Origin of the sequence: Flavihumibacter cheonanensis, from assembly GCF_022352215.1 — a bacterium.
Classification (GTDB): domain Bacteria; phylum Bacteroidota; class Bacteroidia; order Chitinophagales; family Chitinophagaceae; genus Flavihumibacter; species Flavihumibacter cheonanensis.
The window spans coordinates 134,507-150,308 of the sequence record NZ_JAKRWF010000005.1 but is presented as its reverse complement, the minus strand read 5'-3'; the positions used below and the strand labels follow the sequence as shown (position 1 = coordinate 150,308).

Genomic DNA, 15,802 nt, shown 5'->3' with positions numbered 1-15,802 from the left:
GCGCATAGCATGAAATTTATCCAGGAATTCGGAAGATACATACTGATGTTAAGGGATATGTTTTCCAAACCGGAGAACCGCAAGGTATACTGGAAGGAATTCATGCACCAATGTAATGATATAGGAATCGGATCGCTCGGCATTGTGGTCATCATCTCCGTATTTATGGGTGCCGTATCCACCCTGCAAACAGCTTATCAACTGGTGAGTCCGCTTATTCCAAAATCTTCCATCGCTCAGATCGTTCGGGATACTGTGCTTTTAGAGTTTGCCCCTACCCTTGTTTGTATTGTATTGGCGGGGGTGGTAGGCAGTAAAATTGCGAGTGAACTCGGAAATATGAGGGTAAGTGAACAGATTGACGCGTTGGAAATTATGGGGATTAATACAAAAACCTACCTGGTGTTACCCAAGATTGTGGCAGCCCTGGTGGTGATACCCATGCTGGTGGTGATATCAGCCGGACTGGGTATCTGGGGTGGCCGGCTGGCCGGGCAGGCGGCGAATATTCTTTCAACCACTGATTTTGACAAGGGGTTATTGAATTCTTTTCTGCCGTACAATGTATTTTTTGCAATGGTAAAAGCCTATGTTTTTTCTTTTATCATATCCAGTGTACCTGCCTTTTATGGATATTATGTACAGGGAGGAGCGCTTGAAATCGGACGGGCCTCTACCAAATCGGTGGTGGTGAGTTGTGTATTAATTTTATTTGCCGATTACGTGTTGGCAGCCATACTCTTATAACATGATAGAAGTTCAACATATCAAAAAAGGTTTTGGCGATAAAATCGTAATTAACGATGTAAGCGCCGTTATGGAGGATGGTAAATGTAACCTGATCATCGGATCGAGTGGAAGCGGGAAAACCGTATTCATGAAATGCCTGGTGGGATTGTTTCGTCCGGATAGCGGCTCCATATTATATGATGGTGAAGACTTCACTAACATGGACGCTGCCGGTAAAAAAGAGATCCGGAAAAAGATTGGCATGTTGTTTCAGGGATCTGCTTTGTTCGACAGTTTGACAGTGGAAAAAAACATTCAATTTCCGCTGGATATGTTTACCAACTGGACCCTTGCGGAGAAACGCAAGCGAGTAGATGAGGTATTGGATCGGGTGGAGCTAAGGGATGCCAACAAAAAGTTTCCCGCTGAGATCAGCGGTGGGATGAAAAAAAGGGTAGGCATTGCCCGGGCAATCGTATTAAATCCCAAATACCTGTTTTGCGATGAACCCAACTCTGGCCTTGATCCGCAGACTTCACTCGTGATTGACAAGCTGATCAAGGAACTGACGCAGGAGTTTAATATTACAACCGTGATCAATACCCATGATATGAACTCCGTAATGGAGATTGGGGATAAGATCATCTATATGTACAAAGGAGAAAAGGAATGGGAAGGGAATAACAAAGAGATCATCTTCAGCAAGAACCAGCGCCTGAATGAATTCATCTTTGCCTCAGACTTCCTCCGGGATGCAAAGGACATGCGGATGCTGGAGCAGACCGGCAAGATTGACAACGACCGGAATATGGAGGACCTGGTCCGCTAATTTTCCCTTTGGAATGCACCGGATATCTGCCCATTATACCTTAGTTTTGCCCCCGATCAGTAAAATATAGCCATATGAGCGTTTTAGTAAATAAGCAATCGAAGATTATAGTACAGGGATTCACAGGAACGGAAGGAACTTTCCATGCTACTCAAATGATCGAGTATGGCACCCAGGTAGTGGGTGGTGTTACTCCCGGTAAAGGTGGTTCAACCCACCTGGATCGTCCTGTTTTTAATACGGTAGCCGATGCTGTGAAGGCAACCGGCGCCAATGTATCCATTATATTTGTTCCGCCTGCATTTGCAGCAGATGCCATTATGGAAGCCGCAGAAGCCGGTATTGAACTGGTGGTATGTATCACAGAAGGTATTCCGGTGCAGGATATGGTTCGCGCCAAAAATTTCCTGCAGGGCCGCAAGACCCGCCTGGTTGGTCCAAACTGTCCGGGTGTAATCACTGCCGACGAGTGTAAAGTAGGCATCATGCCAGGATTTGTATTCAAAGCTGGTCGTATCGGTATTGTTTCCAAGAGTGGTACCCTGACTTACGAGGCGGCAGACCAGGTTGCTAAAGCGGGATTGGGAATTTCAACAGCCATTGGTATTGGTGGTGACCCCATCATTGGTACACCGACCAAAGAAGCGGTAGAATTGCTGATGAATGATCCGGAAACGGACGGAATCGTAATGATTGGAGAGATCGGGGGAAGCATGGAAGCGGAAGCTGCTAAATGGATCAAAGAAAATGGTACTAAGCCAGTGGTAGGATTTATTGCAGGTCAGACAGCGCCTCCGGGCCGTCGTATGGGACATGCCGGAGCGATCATTGGTGGAGCAGATGATACTGCAGCCGCGAAAATGAAGATCATGGCAGAATGTGGAATCCACGTAGTACAGAGCCCTGCTGATATTGGTAAAAAAATGGCAGAGGTGATAAAAAAATAATCGTAGAAATACTTAGAAATATTAAAAAGCGGTGCAATATTTGTACCGCTTTTGTCTTTCTGTACCCTTCCAGGCGGCCGTCTCCCATTCACTCCAACATAGGGCTGTCCTTTCGGGGGCAGTCTTTTTTTATTTTTCCTGCAACGGGTTTTGCCCCCACACACTCAAGGTTCTGTTAAGATGATTGATTTGCGGGCATTGGTCTGTGTAATCCAATAGTGTCTGCATCTATGGTCTGTATGCTTTTCAATAACTTGTATTAAAATGTCGGATATGCGCTTAGGTCTAAGCCTTTTGATTTTATTTTTTTCCTTTTCCTTATCAGCCCAGAAAATGCCAAAAACACAATACGATCCCTGGTGGGAAAAAATAGACTCCCTGGTACAGCAAGCAGGTTTGTACCAATCTGCATTGGATGAAGTACAACAAGTGTATACAAAGGCAAAGGCAGAGAAACAATCAGGTCACCAAATCAAAGCGATCCTCTATCGTATTCAATTGCAGGAAGTATTGGTGGATGAAAGTGATACAGCTGCGTTGAATTTGTTGCGAAAAGAAATTGCGCTTGAGAAGGGTGTGGCCCGGGCGCTCCTGAATACGTTGTTAGGTGATTATTATAAAAAGAAATACAACCAGCAACGTTGGTTGATCTATGACCGCACACCACTTGCGGAAACCAATACGGTGGATATTGAAACATGGACAGCGATCGATTTTCATAAAGCAATTACAAAAGCATACAGAGAGGCGCTTGCCGAGCCAGCGTTGAAAGGCCCGGAGGCCCGCAGATTGGTTGAACCACTGATAAAAAATGGAGAAAATACCAACTACCGGTCATCCTTGTACGAATTAGTGGTAAAAAAAGCACTGAACTATTTCAAAGAAAATCCGGTGGAACTTCCGGAGCAGGCGGATCAATCATTCTGGGAAAACAAAACACTCTGGCAACCGGTAGAAGGATTTATGAAACTGCGGTTAAGCGAAGGAGATAGTGCGGAGCCTGGAAGGATCAGTCTGGGGCTGCTGCAGGATTTGATGAATTATTATTCCGGTCAGCAGCAACGTGAAGAGCTGGCCGCAACGGATCTTGAACGGTATGTCTACCTGCATAGTAAAGCTGAATTTGCAGATAAGGACAGTTTATACAAAGCTGTACTGGAGCAACATCGAAAGGAGTTCAAGGGAACAGCTGCTGCAGATCAGGCAGTTTTCCTATTGGCAGACTGGTATTACAGGGAAGAAGAAAATCCGGCAAAGGCACTGGAACTGGCAGAAGAACTGGTTAGGCAAAATAAAACTAGTGGCGGTAGCATCCGCACCTACAACCTGGTGCAGGAGATAAAATCCTCCAGGCTGAGCCTTCAGACGGAAAGAGTCAATATCCCGGCTGAGCCCTTTCGGGGACTGGTTGAATGGAAAAACCTGGAAAGGATATACCTGCGTATTATCCAGGTGGATCCGGTAAAACATGGGCATTTGTTGGAGCAGTCCAGGTATTTTGATAGCACCAACTGGGCATTATTGACCGGCTCGGAAACAATGCGTGCGTGGGAACAGGCGCTTCCTGAAAAAAAAGAATATAAACTTCACCGGGCAGAAATCAAGATTGATGCCTTGCCAGTGGGAAGGTATTTTATACTGGCAAGTGATCGGTCCTCTTTCTCAATGGCAGATGCTAACCTGGGAGTGGTGGAGCTGAATGTTTCCAATATTAGCTATATCCACTCTGGCAAGGATTATTTTTTCCTGCACCGGAATAGCGGACAGCCGCTGCCAAAAGCAACTGTAGAACTGTATCAACGTATCTATGACCCCGTTTCCAGGAGTTATCGCCGGATGAAAAAGGAAACGCTTACAGCAAACGATAAAGGATATCTCTACATCGACAAAATTGGTGATACTGAATACGGTAGCTTTTCATTGGAAGTACAGCATGGCAGTGACAGCTTACGTATTGATGAGCAGGAATATATTTACTCCTATAGTCAGCGGGAAGAACACACTACAGATGAGGATTATGAAAAGAGAAACGCAAGAGTACATTGGTTTTTGGATCGGGGGATTTATCGCCCCGGACAACTCCTTTACTTTAAAGCAGTACTGACAAGCAAGGATAAGGAAAGCGGTTTGCCCCGGTTATTGACCGGCAAAAAAATAACTCTTCATTTGTTTGATACGAACGGGGAGAAAGTTGATTCGTTGTTGTTAACCAGTAATGAATACGGATCAGTTGCCGGAAAATTCACCTTACCGGCAACCGGATTAACCGGACAGTTTACCATTGAATCCGTAGAATATGGTTCCTCCACTTACTTCAGTGTGGAAGAATACAAGCGGCCACGTTTTGAAGTAAGCCTGGATAAATTGAAAACTACGGTTCGTTTAGGCGATACTGTTACCATTAAGGGGAAAGCCATGGCCTATGCAGGCAATGCAATTTCCAATGCAACCGGCACCTACAGGGTAACCAGGGGTGCCAGATTTCCGTATCCCTGGAAGCTGGCAGCTTATGGATTCAGACCGGGGTATCGAACCGCCGAGATAGCGCATGGCACCCTGACAACTGAAGCGGACGGAAGTTTTAGTATTTCTTTCCCGGCTATACCCGATGGAAACATTGATCCAAAAACCGATCCGGTATTTGATTATACCATCCATATTGATATCACTGATTTGAATGGAGAAACCCGTTCAGCAAACAGTTCGGTACCCGTATCATATAAGTCCATTCAATTGAATGTACGGGCCGAGCAGGAAAAAATGTCGGTTGCCGATTTTAAGCATATCCTGGTAAGCAGCACCAACCTGGTAGGAGAACCACAACCTATAAAAGTTAACGTGGAGATTGTACCATTAAAGAGTCCGGGTTTATTGCTTCGCTCCCGCTATTGGGAAGCTCCGGATACCTTTGTACTGACAGAGCAGGAGTTTCGTCGTTACTTCCCGAATGATTTATATAAGAATGAAGATGATCCCGAAACCTGGTCGGAGGGAAAAGTAGTTTGGAGTAAATCCATACAAAGCGACTCCACCGGCTTGGTAAAACTGGATAGAAAAAAATGGACTCCGGGCTGGTACCGGCTGATCGCCAAAGCGGTGGATCCAACTGGTGAAATGATTGAGAGCAAGTCTGTTGTATTCCTATCGGACCCGTCAGGAAAAACGGTTGCGGAAACGGGTTACCTGAGCGCCAGCCAGGGAAAACGCAGTTTGAAACCCGGAGAAAAAACCAGTATTGAGCTGGCAACAGAAGCAACGGATTTGTTCGTGATAGAACGAAAAATCAATTGGGCAGAACAATCAAAAGAAATCAAACTGCCCTTCTCACAAAAGTTTCGGTTGTTCGGGCTCGATAAAGAACGGGTACAGATTCCCGTTATAGCCTCCAATGAAGACAAAGGTGGCATTGAAGTACAGCATGTATTTGTCAAACACAACAGGGTGTATAGTTACGACAGTTATTTCTCCGTACCACTGGAAGAGAAGGAGTTGAAGATTCAGTTGAAAACCTTCCGCGATAAACTGGAGCCTGGAGGAAAAGAAAAATGGACGGTTGCCATTTCAGGAGCAGAAGCAGAAAAATTCGGCATGGAATTACTGACTTCGATGTACGATGCTTCATTGGATCAGTTTGCGTTTAATACCTGGAATAAGCCAAACCTTTGGCCTAGCTTGAATCCACTTGGCAATTGGAGTGGCGGAACGAATTTTATTTCCGAAGGAAGCAGGGATCACCGGGTTCAATTGGAAGGGAAAGTGGAGGAATGGAAGAGGGAGGAGGAGTTAATTGGGTTTGAAGAAATAGAGGGAAGAAGAATTAGGACTTTGACAGGAAATGTTGCTGCGCGATTGCCAGCAGCTGCGCCAGGCACAAGAGAAAAACAGGCAGACGAAATGGATGAAGTGGTCGTTACTGCCTATTCAACCTCTGTAAAAAAAGAAATCACAGGATCAGCTTCAACAGTGAAAGGAGAAGAGCTCTTCATCAAAGGTGAAAACCAACCTAAACCTGTATCAACAATTCCCCCTCCATCTATCCGCACCAACTTCAATGAAACCGCTTTCTTCTTCCCGCAATTAAGCGCCGATTCCAACGGGCATTATAGCTTCAGTTTCACCATGCCCGAATCAATCACCAGCTGGAACTGGCAGCTCTTCGCACATACCAAATCCCTGGCCATGGGTTACCTGCAGCAAACGATTGTTACGCAGAAAGACCTGATGGTACAGCCCAATATGCCACGTTTTGTGCGGGAAGGCGATAAGATGGAGATCACTACCAAAGTGGTGAACCTGACCGATAAAGAAGTAACCGGTCAGGCTGAATTGCAACTAATTGATGCTACCACCAATCAACCGGTGGATGGCTGGTTCCGGAATTTCTTCCCCAATCAATATTTCACAGTTGGACCAAAATCCAGTGAGCTGGTAAAATTTCCAATGGAAGTTCCCTATCAGTTCGACCGGGCCCTTACCTGGAAGATCATTGCAAGAGTGGGAGATAAAACTGATGGTGAATCAGCCACACTACCGGTATTGAGTAACCGACAATTGGTAACAGAGGCAATTCCTTTCTTTATCAATGGAGCTGCAACTAAAGAAATTCCACTGACCAAACTGCTCAACAGTAAGGACAGCGAAACCCTGAGTAATCAATCGCTCACGGTAGAATTTTCAGCTAACCCTGCCTGGTATGCTATTCAGTCGCTCCCTTACCTTACTGACTACCCCTATGAATGTTCCGAGCAAACCTTCAATAGGTTGTACGGTTACCTGATCGCTGAGCATTTGCTGAAATCCGCACCACGCATCAAACAGGTATTGCTGGAATGGCAACAAAAAGATACCAGTGCCCTACTGAGTAACCTGCAGAAAAACCAGCAGCTCAAACAAGTGCTGCTGGAAGAAACACCCTGGGTACTGGAAGCGAAAACGGAAGCGGAACAAAAGAAACGTTTGCTGCTCTTATTTGACGCAGCCCGCCTTAGCAATGAATCCTCCAAAATTATTGCCAAACTGAAAGAAATGCAGAGCGTAAATGGCGGCTTTAGCTGGTTCACAGGCGGACCGGATGATCGTTACATTACACAGTATATCTTAACCGGAATTGGGCACCTGCAAAAGCTGGGCATAATCGGTGCAGATTATGGCCTCTTCGCTCCCATAGTTAGCACGGCCTTGAGTTATTCCGATCAGCGACTGCTGGAAGATTATAACAAACGGGATAAGGGGCAGAAGGAGCCTGCTTATTTGAATACCTATGCGGTACAATATCATTACATGCGGAGTTTTTACAGTAGTATAGGTTTATCCGGACAGTTTATGGTAGCAGCTAACCATTACCGTAAGGAAATGCAATCTCTCTGGACCAAGGGCAATCTCTATACCAAAGCAATGATTGCGCTGGCCCTGCATCGTACCGGAGATAAACTAACGGCCAGCAATATCCTGAAATCATTGCAACAGACAGCGATAAAATCGGAAGATAAGGGGATGTATTGGAAAGCTAACACGGCTGGTTATTACTGGCAGGAAGCGCCTATAGAAACACAGGCGCTGCTAATAGAACTCTTCCAGGAACTCAAACAACCGGCCACCACCATCAATGCTTTAAAAGCCTGGTTATTGCTGAACAAACAAACCAATAGATGGAGTAGTACCAAGGCTACAGCAGATGCCTGCTACGCTTTATTATTACAGGGCGACAACTGGCTGGAAGCAGCACCGAAAGTAAGTGTGAATCTGGGTGGAGTAACAACCATTACTGCTGCCAAAGAAGAAGCAGGAACGGGATATTATCAGAAGATCATTCCAGGAACAGCGGTATTTCCTGAAATGGGTCAAATTAAGATCCAGGTGCAACAGGCGGCAGCGCCAAAGACTGTAGCACCTGTTTGGGGAGCCATATACTGGCAATATTTCGACAATTTTGAAAACATCACAGCAGCCAAAGGCCCGCTTTCCATCAGCAAGCAGGTGATGGTTGAAAAGCTGACGGATAAAGGTCCGGTGCTGGAAGCAATAACGGATAGCGCGATGCTGAAGGTTGGAGACAAACTCGTAGTGCGACTCGAAATCAAAACCGACCGTCAGATGGAGTATGTACATGTAAAAGACATGCGTGCATCGGCGCTGGAACCTACGAATGTGTTAAGCGGCTATCGATGGAAAGGAGCGCTAGGTTATTATGAAAGCACCCGGGACGCAAGCACTAATTTCTTTATCCAGTATTTGCCCAAAGGTTCCCATGTATTGGAATACTCCCTGTTTGTATCACATGCCGGGACCTTTAGTAATGGCATCAGCAGCATTCAGTGTATGTATGCACCGGAGTTTACCAGTCACACAGAAGGCATTAAATTGAACATCGAAGCAAACTAAAACACATGATCCATACCGGCACCCTGCTTGTTGGACAGGGCTTATCGGGTAGCTGGCTGAGCTGGTGGCTATCGCAGTACAACGAGGAATTTATGGTCATAGATGAAGGGAGGAAAATCAGTTCCTCCCGCATCGCATCGGGTGTGATCAATCCGGTAACCGGTCGGGTGCTGGCCAAAACCTGGATGGCGGAAACCCTGCTCCCCTTTGCACTTGGCGCCTATACCAATATGGGCAACCAATTAGGCATTCGCTGTATTCAGTCGACCCGCATCCTGCACAGTTTTCCCAGTATGCAGATGAAAGAAGCTTTTGATAAACGATTGCCGGAACTGTCAGAATACCTGAGTATACCCGAAGATCAGGAGTACTGGAATTCCCTGATGGAAATTCCATACGGACTTGGCAGCATATCCCCTGCCCTGTTGATTGATCTCAACCTCTTGCTGAACTCCTGGAAAATTGTGTTGGAAAAACAGCAACAATTGATTCAGGAGAAATTTGAACCGGGTGAAATGGAGCTAAACGAGCACTCTATACGCTATCGGGATATCCAGGCAGAGCGCATTGTTTTTTGCGATGGCATTCAGGGGATGGACTTGCCTTTTTTCAGCAGGCTTCCTTTTTCTCCTAATAAAGGAGAAGCCCTGCTACTTGAAATCGAAGACCTGCCTGGGGACCATATTTATAAAAAAGGGATAAGCCTGGTGCCCTGTCCGCACCTAGGGGGGACAGAAAATCAGCGTTATTTCTGGGCGGGCTCTACGTATGAAAACCGCTATCAGACGGACGCTCCTACGGATGCTTTCCGCGAACGAACGGAGCTGGCAGTTCGCAGCTGGATTAAGCGGCCTTTTAAAACCCTTCATCATTGGGCAGCCATCAGGCCCGCTACAGTTGAAAGGCGGCCATTTGCAGGGTTTCATCCCCATCTGCCCAGGGTGGGCATTTTGAACGGGATGGGAACTAAAGGTTGTTCATTAGCCCCCTATTTCGGGCAACAGCTGGCAAAATATATTACAGATGGCTGTTCAATTCGTCCAGAAGCCAGTATTAATCGATTTTCGAGCCTGCTCAGCCCCTAACTTTGCCGCTGAAATTTTAGAAGGAATGGCAAGCAACTCCCCCATGTACTCAATCCCGGAACGTTTCCGCCGGATTGAAAACCTGCACATTGTATTCTGGCTGCTTAAAGACATGAGCTGGGCGCTGCTCTGGAAACCGATTGGTATGTTCATGATCGTCCCTACCCTAACAGTAGCTATCCTCATAACCTACCAAACCAGGAAAATAAAGTCGGAATTATTTCACAACCTGGCGGTACTTTTCTGGATCATTGCCAACTGCTCCTGGATGGTGTTGGAGTTCTATGAAACACCAGATCACTATCGGTATTACACAGCCATTCCTTTTGGAATTGGCATGTTTTTTATTGCCTGGTTTTACCTGGTGGAGTTGCGTAAAAACTGAACCTCCATTCCTTTTTTCAGGTATCCGTTTCCGTTATATAACAGGTTCTGTCCAAATAATACTTTATTATTCTTACTTCGATATGCCGCTAATGTTTTAAGCGGATCCTTTCCTTGTTCAGCCGTATCCTGGTTGATGGTAGTAAGTACACAACGGGCGCAGGGCTTTACAGCTTCAAATTGAATTTCACCAATTTTGAATTCTCGGATAAAGTCTTCTGCAAAGGGTTCCCATCCCTCTACTACAATATTAGGCCTGAACCGGTTCAAAGGAACAGGCTCAGTAAGTTTTGTATTTAAATCATCCAGGGAAGACTGGCCAATCAGCAACAAAGGATAGGCATCGGAAAAACTGGTGAGCTCTTTGTTGTGGGCATAATCGGGGTCTACCTCACGGCGACTGTAATCCGGCATATAAACCAGGCGGCAATTCATTCCCAACTGTTGTGAAAACCAGTTATCAAATTCAGCACCAACCAGGGTTGCAGGCATCGTATCCTCCCAAACAGTTACTGTTGTTTCACCACCCTGCTGCTCGAATGGAATCCGAATGCTTATTTCCGTATTTTTTTTGTGATATACCCGTAATCCATCCTGCTCTAAGGTAACCTGAAGCAATGCCATTACGGCATGTTCACGTTGGGTAAGGAATCGACCGGTTGAATCAATCAGCATCCAGCGCCGATCGTATTGAAATCCTCTGTCGGTGAGATAAGCTGATTCCAACTCAATGCCACCCAAAGATTTAATGGGATAAATGAATAAGCCGCTAATTGTTGCCATTTGGTAAAAATACAAAAGCCCGCTTACCTTTGAAGTAATACCATGAACATGAAAGCTACGATCACAATCGAATACTGCCCGAAGTGCCATTGGTTACTGAGAGCTGCTTATATGGCACAGGAATTATTGACCACATTCGAAGCCGAATTAGCCGAGGTAACACTCAGACCCAGTGAAATCGCTGGTCGCTACACCTTATTCATCAACAAGGAACCTGTTTACGATCGTAAGCGTGATGGCGGTTTTAAAGAGATTAAAGAAATAAAACAATTGGTTCGCGATCACATTGCCCCGGGCAAATCGCTGGGACATTCAGATCGAAAAGACTAATCATTCTCAGGCCGCAGCCAGTCGGCTAACCAATACTTTATAGGGATCCTGGCGGAGCAGTTTTGCCATCGCTTCATAAAGATCTGGCAGATCATGCCGCAGCCGCACACTGTTCTCAAAAAACACTTCCACACTCACTGCCCAGAATTCATGATAATTGGTAGCGGCGTATTCTCCGAGGATGGTTTTACGTCCCCGTTGCATATCCTGAAAAATCGGGCGTGCAACTTTTGAAAAATTGTGAAATTCCTTTTTGAAGTGGCGGTCTTCATCCGTTTTGGTGATGAAGTTGACATAGGCCAACGCATGTGCCATTTCATGTAAGCCAACATTGCTGCTGTCATGTGCACTCCGAATTCCTTCAAGGAAATTATGCCAGGAGAGATAGATGCCAGAACTGTCTACATGCCCCATAAAAGGGAGCGAATAGTGTCCGTAATGATAATCATGTTGCAATACATAGATATCCCGAAAATAATTGAGGGAAAAGTTTTCAAGTCCCAATGTCAACTGAGCAGCTGTTGCACTGATTAATATGGGCATTTCCTCCCTACGTTCTACACCTACGTAATGGAATTTTTTAGACCGGAAAAAAAGATAGGCCCTGAACAACCATTTTTGCTGGGTTGCTTCATCCACTTTGTTAAAGTAGCGAATGTTCGAAGAAATAAGCTTTCGAAACTGTGGTTCATGCAGTTCAAAGCCCTTGCGTCGGCGGTAGAGTAAAAAATATTGCCAGCGATTGTTCAGCAGATCAAACAAAAAAACAGTACTGAACACCAGCAAACAAATGAACACGATTTCCATAAGGGTCAACTTTACGGGTAAGAAAATCGAAATTGTCTTGCTGGTTCAACACAGAAATGGATACGATGGCCTTTCGGAGAGGAGACTGGTACGGATTAAAAATGCTCGACGGTTCGAGTAAGGGTAATAATTGAGCACAATTTAAATCTAGATTTTGAAGTTTAAAAGCATTTGGCCTTTAAAATCCTGTAAAAATCAGGTTTTCGACGAATGGACTGCCTTAAACCAGTTTTACGGCTGTTAATTCAAGTGGGTCCTGGTTCAGCAATTGACAAAGTGCATTGTATAAGGCAGGTTCACAGGTTTTTAACAATAGGGGCTTTTCGAAAAAAGTCTCGATGGAAACAGCCCAGAATTCGTGAAAATTGGTGGCGGCATAGCGGTCAAGGACGGAATCTTCTCCATTCCTCATCCGCATAAGTATCGGGTAGGCCGCTTGTGCGTATTCTTTGAATTTGGTGCGGAAACTTTTCTCCATCGTAGTTCTGCCCATCATGGCACCATAGGTGAGCGCGTGGGCCATTTCATGTAACCCTACATTGTGGCCATCATCATATTCCTGGTATCCATGAAAAAAATGATCCCAGCTTAGGTATATTCCCTGCAGACTTACATGGCCCTGGAAAGCCTGTTTGTGCCAGTGAACCTGGTAGGCAGAACCGGAAACATAGATTTTTTCAAAAAAATCCAGGCGAAAATCTGTCAGTCCGAATGTCAGTTGCACAGCTGCGGCGCTGATCAGGAGCGGAATCATGGGATCTGGCTCCAGGTCAATATATTTAAATTCTTTATACCGCATGAAATCCATCACTCTTCGAAGGAAGCGGGCCTGGTTATCTAAACTAAGCGACCGATAATAGATATTGTGGGTGCGAAGCCAGTCGTGGTGCTGTGCCCACTCCGGCAACAGGGAGCCGGAGCCTTCCGGTGCAGGATGATTGCTGTCGCGGTCAAGTCGCCGGTAATCATAACGAATTCGCTCCCAGCTCCAGATCAGAAAAACCAGGAGGCTGCTTCCGCCTAATATCGTAATTACGGTAATCATGTTACATTTGCACCTCAGCAACAAACCGAAAATATAAATTCTATATGTATAGATCGCATACTTGTGGGGAATTAAATGCAAATGCCATAGGAAAAGAAGTGACATTGGCAGGATGGGTTCAAACGGTTCGTAAATTCGGCAGCATCACTTTCGTGGATTTGCGAGACAGGTATGGGATCACACAATTATTATTCGGAGAAACACTAACCCCGCAACTGGATAACCAGCCATTGGGCAGAGAGTATGTACTGCAGGTAACAGGAAAGGTGATTGAACGAACCAGCAAAAATAAAAACCTGGCAACCGGTGATATAGAAATTGACGTGACCAGTTTCACCATTCTGAATAAAGCGACTACACCTCCTTTTACCATCCAGGATGATACAGATGGTGGTGATGATCTTCGAATGAAGTATCGCTATCTCGATTTACGCCGGAATGCAGTAAAGCGCAACCTGGAATTGCGATATTCAGTGAATCGGTCCGCACGTAATTATCTCCATGAAAACAACTTCATGGATATTGAAACACCATTTCTGATTAAGAGCACGCCGGAAGGCGCCCGTGATTTTGTGGTACCCTCCCGTATGAACCCCGGACAGTTTTATGCGTTGCCACAGAGTCCGCAAACCTTCAAGCAATTACTGATGGTAAGCGGATACGATCGCTATTACCAGGTAGTTAAATGTTTTCGCGATGAGGACCTGCGGGCCGACCGTCAGCCGGAATTCACACAGATCGACTGCGAAATGAGTTTTGTAGAGCAGGAAGACATCCTGCAGATGTTCGAGGGATTGATTAAGCGCATATTCAAGGACGTTAGAAACATAGATTATACGGAAAGCGTTCAGCGCATGACCTGGAACGATGCCATGCTGAAATATGGTAACGACAAACCGGATATCCGTTTTGGAATGGAGCTGGCGAACCTGAAAACTGTATTTGAGGCACAGACAGGAGATGCAGCTGCACTGGAAATATTTGAGGCAAGTGGATTTAAAGTATTTAATGAGGCAGAAACGGTGCTGGCAATTGCCGTACCAGGTGCTGCTGACTATACCCGCAAACAGGTGGACGAGCTAACGGAATGGGTTAAACGTCCGCAGATCGGAATGAACGGCCTGGTTTATATCCGTTGTGGTGCTGATGGCAGTTTTAAGAGTTCCGTAGATAAGTTCTTTAATGAAGAACAACTCAAAACTATCGCGGGCATAACCGCTGCACAACCAGGCGACCTGGTACTGATACTGGCAGGCCGGGAAGAAAGAACCCGCAAGGCAATCAGTGAATTGAGGCTTGAGCTGGGTGAGCGCCTGGGCTTGCGTCGTAAGGATGAGTTCAAATTGTTGTGGGTATTGGATTTTCCATTGTTTGAGTACGCAGAAGAAGAAAATCGCTGGGTAGCAAGACACCATCCTTTTACTTCGCCCAAGCCGGATCATATTGCTGTGATGATTGAAAATGATCCGGAAATCAAAGATGTCGCCAATTACTTGCAACATCCGTATGCGAATATTAAGGCCAATGCCTATGATATGGTATTGAACGGAAATGAAATCGGCGGTGGTTCCATCCGGATTTTCCAGCGTGAGTTGCAGGAGAAAATGTTTGCGGCCCTTGGTATGAGCAAGGAAGAAGCCCTGCACAAGTTTGGCTTCCTGCTGGGTGCCTTCGAATATGGGGCGCCGCCACATGGTGGAATTGCTTTTGGATTTGACCGTCTTTGCGCTATCCTGGGAGGCTCTGAGAGTATCCGCGATTTCATCGCTTTCCCGAAAAACAATTCCGGCCGCGATGTAATGCTGGATGCACCCGCTGCGATCGACGATAAACAACTAACTGAGTTAAGTATAAAATTAAATTCCTGATCCTCTCACCGGTCGGGTACCACCCGACCGGTAGACCCTTAATTTTACGGCCGGGAATAACCATCATGAAAAAACTGATCTTCTATAGAATTCTGACTTATCTATTGCTTGCTATCGCTGGTATTATCGCCTTTTTTGTATTGGGCGGCTTATTGGCCGCATTGGCCAATCCTGTTATGCTCATCTTTGTTTTCCTGATGGCCTGCGTGGTTATTTACAGTTATTGCAGTTTTCGGTTCCTAAGCCGGGGTATTGATGCCCACATGTATTGCAAACCATCCCTTCGTGATCTGATCCGGGTAAATGGAATTGGCACCCTCGTGCTGGGAGGAATGGCATTTATGAACGCAGTGGTTCTTAAAATGAATCCCGAAATGCTGAATACGGCAATTGATCAGGCCTTATCCATGCAAAAAGAAGAAGTTGAGGGACTGGAGGAAATGATGTATTCTACCATGAAGTCCATGCTCAATTTTCTGTTGGTGTATGGGTTGTTACTGCTGATCCATGTTTCAATGACGTTCCGGCTCCTGAAACAACATGCAGATGCATTTGACACACCAACCGGGCAAGAATAGATCAGGCCTGCAAATACCACACTGAATCGTTATATT

At 45.7% G+C, this 15,802-nt stretch carries 12 protein-coding genes; 9 read left to right on the top strand and 3 right to left on the bottom strand.

Annotation, left to right across the window (positions count from 1 at the left end):
- Positions 1 to 9 precede the first annotated feature (9 nt).
- The 6 genes from MD536_RS19615 (at position 10) to MD536_RS19590 (ending at position 10,356) form a co-directional block, all read left to right on the top strand.
- Positions 10 to 747, top strand: coding sequence for an MlaE family ABC transporter permease (locus tag MD536_RS19615; RefSeq protein WP_239603251.1), 738 nt, complete (start codon positions 10 to 12; stop codon positions 745 to 747).
- 1 nt (position 748) lies between these two features.
- Positions 749 to 1,558, top strand: coding sequence for an ABC transporter ATP-binding protein (locus MD536_RS19610; protein WP_239603249.1), 810 nt, complete (start codon positions 749 to 751; stop codon positions 1,556 to 1,558).
- A gap of 74 nt (positions 1,559 to 1,632) precedes the next feature.
- Entirely contained in the window at positions 1,633 to 2,505 is an 873-nt protein-coding gene (gene sucD, locus MD536_RS19605) for a succinate--CoA ligase subunit alpha (RefSeq protein WP_239603247.1), read from the top strand.
- Between the two features lie 333 nt (positions 2,506 to 2,838).
- Positions 2,839 to 8,886: an alpha-2-macroglobulin family protein gene (locus tag MD536_RS19600; RefSeq protein WP_239603245.1), complete on the top strand. Its 6,048-nt coding sequence runs from the start codon at positions 2,839 to 2,841 to the stop codon at positions 8,884 to 8,886.
- 5 nt (positions 8,887 to 8,891) lie between these two features.
- The gene (locus MD536_RS19595; RefSeq protein WP_239603238.1) at positions 8,892 to 9,971 is read left to right on the top strand and encodes an NAD(P)/FAD-dependent oxidoreductase; all 1,080 of its coding nucleotides are present in this window, start codon (positions 8,892 to 8,894) and stop codon (positions 9,969 to 9,971) included.
- Positions 9,972 to 9,996: 25 nt separating this feature from the next.
- The gene (locus MD536_RS19590; protein WP_239603236.1) at positions 9,997 to 10,356 is read left to right on the top strand and encodes a hypothetical protein; all 360 of its coding nucleotides are present in this window, start codon (positions 9,997 to 9,999) and stop codon (positions 10,354 to 10,356) included.
- Here MD536_RS19590 and MD536_RS19585 read toward each other — a convergent pair.
- Positions 10,329 to 11,138: an MOSC domain-containing protein gene (locus tag MD536_RS19585; protein WP_239603233.1), complete on the bottom strand. Its 810-nt coding sequence runs from the start codon at positions 11,136 to 11,138 to the stop codon at positions 10,329 to 10,331. The two genes, MD536_RS19590 and MD536_RS19585, sit on opposite strands and share 28 nt — an antisense overlap.
- Before the next feature lie 48 nt (positions 11,139 to 11,186).
- On the opposite strand from MD536_RS19585, the gene MD536_RS19580 reads away from it, so the two are divergent.
- Positions 11,187 to 11,468: an Rdx family protein gene (locus MD536_RS19580; RefSeq protein WP_239603231.1), complete on the top strand. Its 282-nt coding sequence runs from the start codon at positions 11,187 to 11,189 to the stop codon at positions 11,466 to 11,468.
- Positions 11,469 to 11,474: 6 nt separating this feature from the next.
- Here the strand turns inward: MD536_RS19580 and MD536_RS19575 are convergent, their stop codons facing one another.
- Together MD536_RS19575 and MD536_RS19570 are read right to left on the bottom strand one after the other, a co-directional pair.
- Positions 11,475 to 12,275, bottom strand: a complete 801-nt coding sequence (locus MD536_RS19575; RefSeq protein WP_239603229.1) for a zinc-dependent peptidase — start codon at positions 12,273 to 12,275, stop codon at positions 11,475 to 11,477.
- A 220-nt stretch (positions 12,276 to 12,495) separates the two neighbouring features.
- Entirely contained in the window at positions 12,496 to 13,320 is an 825-nt protein-coding gene (locus tag MD536_RS19570; protein WP_239603228.1) for a zinc-dependent peptidase, read from the bottom strand.
- 44 nt (positions 13,321 to 13,364) lie between these two features.
- Between MD536_RS19570 and aspS the strand changes: the two genes are divergently transcribed.
- Complete coding sequence (aspS, locus tag MD536_RS19565; RefSeq protein ID WP_239603227.1) at positions 13,365 to 15,188, top strand: aspartate--tRNA ligase; 1,824 nt, start codon at positions 13,365 to 13,367, stop codon at positions 15,186 to 15,188.
- 65 nt (positions 15,189 to 15,253) lie between these two features.
- Positions 15,254 to 15,766 (top strand): hypothetical protein, encoded by a 513-nt coding sequence (locus MD536_RS19560; protein ID WP_239603225.1) that lies wholly within the window; start codon positions 15,254 to 15,256, stop codon positions 15,764 to 15,766.
- The last annotated feature ends 36 nt before the right edge of the window (positions 15,767 to 15,802 follow it).

Bases quoted from the DNA above. Each gene is read 5' to 3' on its own strand.
- MD536_RS19615 (WP_239603251.1), top strand. From the start codon at position 10: ATGAAATTTATCCAGGAATTCGGAAGATACATACTGATGTTAAGGGAT.
- MD536_RS19610 (WP_239603249.1), top strand. From the start codon at position 749: ATGATAGAAGTTCAACATATCAAAAAAGGTTTTGGCGATAAAATCGTA.
- sucD (WP_239603247.1), top strand. From the start codon at position 1,633: ATGAGCGTTTTAGTAAATAAGCAATCGAAGATTATAGTACAGGGATTC.
- MD536_RS19600 (WP_239603245.1), top strand. From the start codon at position 2,839: ATGCCAAAAACACAATACGATCCCTGGTGGGAAAAAATAGACTCCCTG.
- MD536_RS19595 (WP_239603238.1), top strand. From the start codon at position 8,892: ATGATCCATACCGGCACCCTGCTTGTTGGACAGGGCTTATCGGGTAGC.
- MD536_RS19590 (WP_239603236.1), top strand. From the start codon at position 9,997: ATGGCAAGCAACTCCCCCATGTACTCAATCCCGGAACGTTTCCGCCGG.
- MD536_RS19585 (WP_239603233.1), bottom strand. From the start codon at position 11,138: ATGGCAACAATTAGCGGCTTATTCATTTATCCCATTAAATCTTTGGGT.
- MD536_RS19580 (WP_239603231.1), top strand. From the start codon at position 11,187: ATGAAAGCTACGATCACAATCGAATACTGCCCGAAGTGCCATTGGTTA.
- MD536_RS19575 (WP_239603229.1), bottom strand. From the start codon at position 12,275: ATGGAAATCGTGTTCATTTGTTTGCTGGTGTTCAGTACTGTTTTTTTG.
- MD536_RS19570 (WP_239603228.1), bottom strand. From the start codon at position 13,320: ATGATTACCGTAATTACGATATTAGGCGGAAGCAGCCTCCTGGTTTTT.
- aspS (WP_239603227.1), top strand. From the start codon at position 13,365: ATGTATAGATCGCATACTTGTGGGGAATTAAATGCAAATGCCATAGGA.
- MD536_RS19560 (WP_239603225.1), top strand. From the start codon at position 15,254: ATGAAAAAACTGATCTTCTATAGAATTCTGACTTATCTATTGCTTGCT.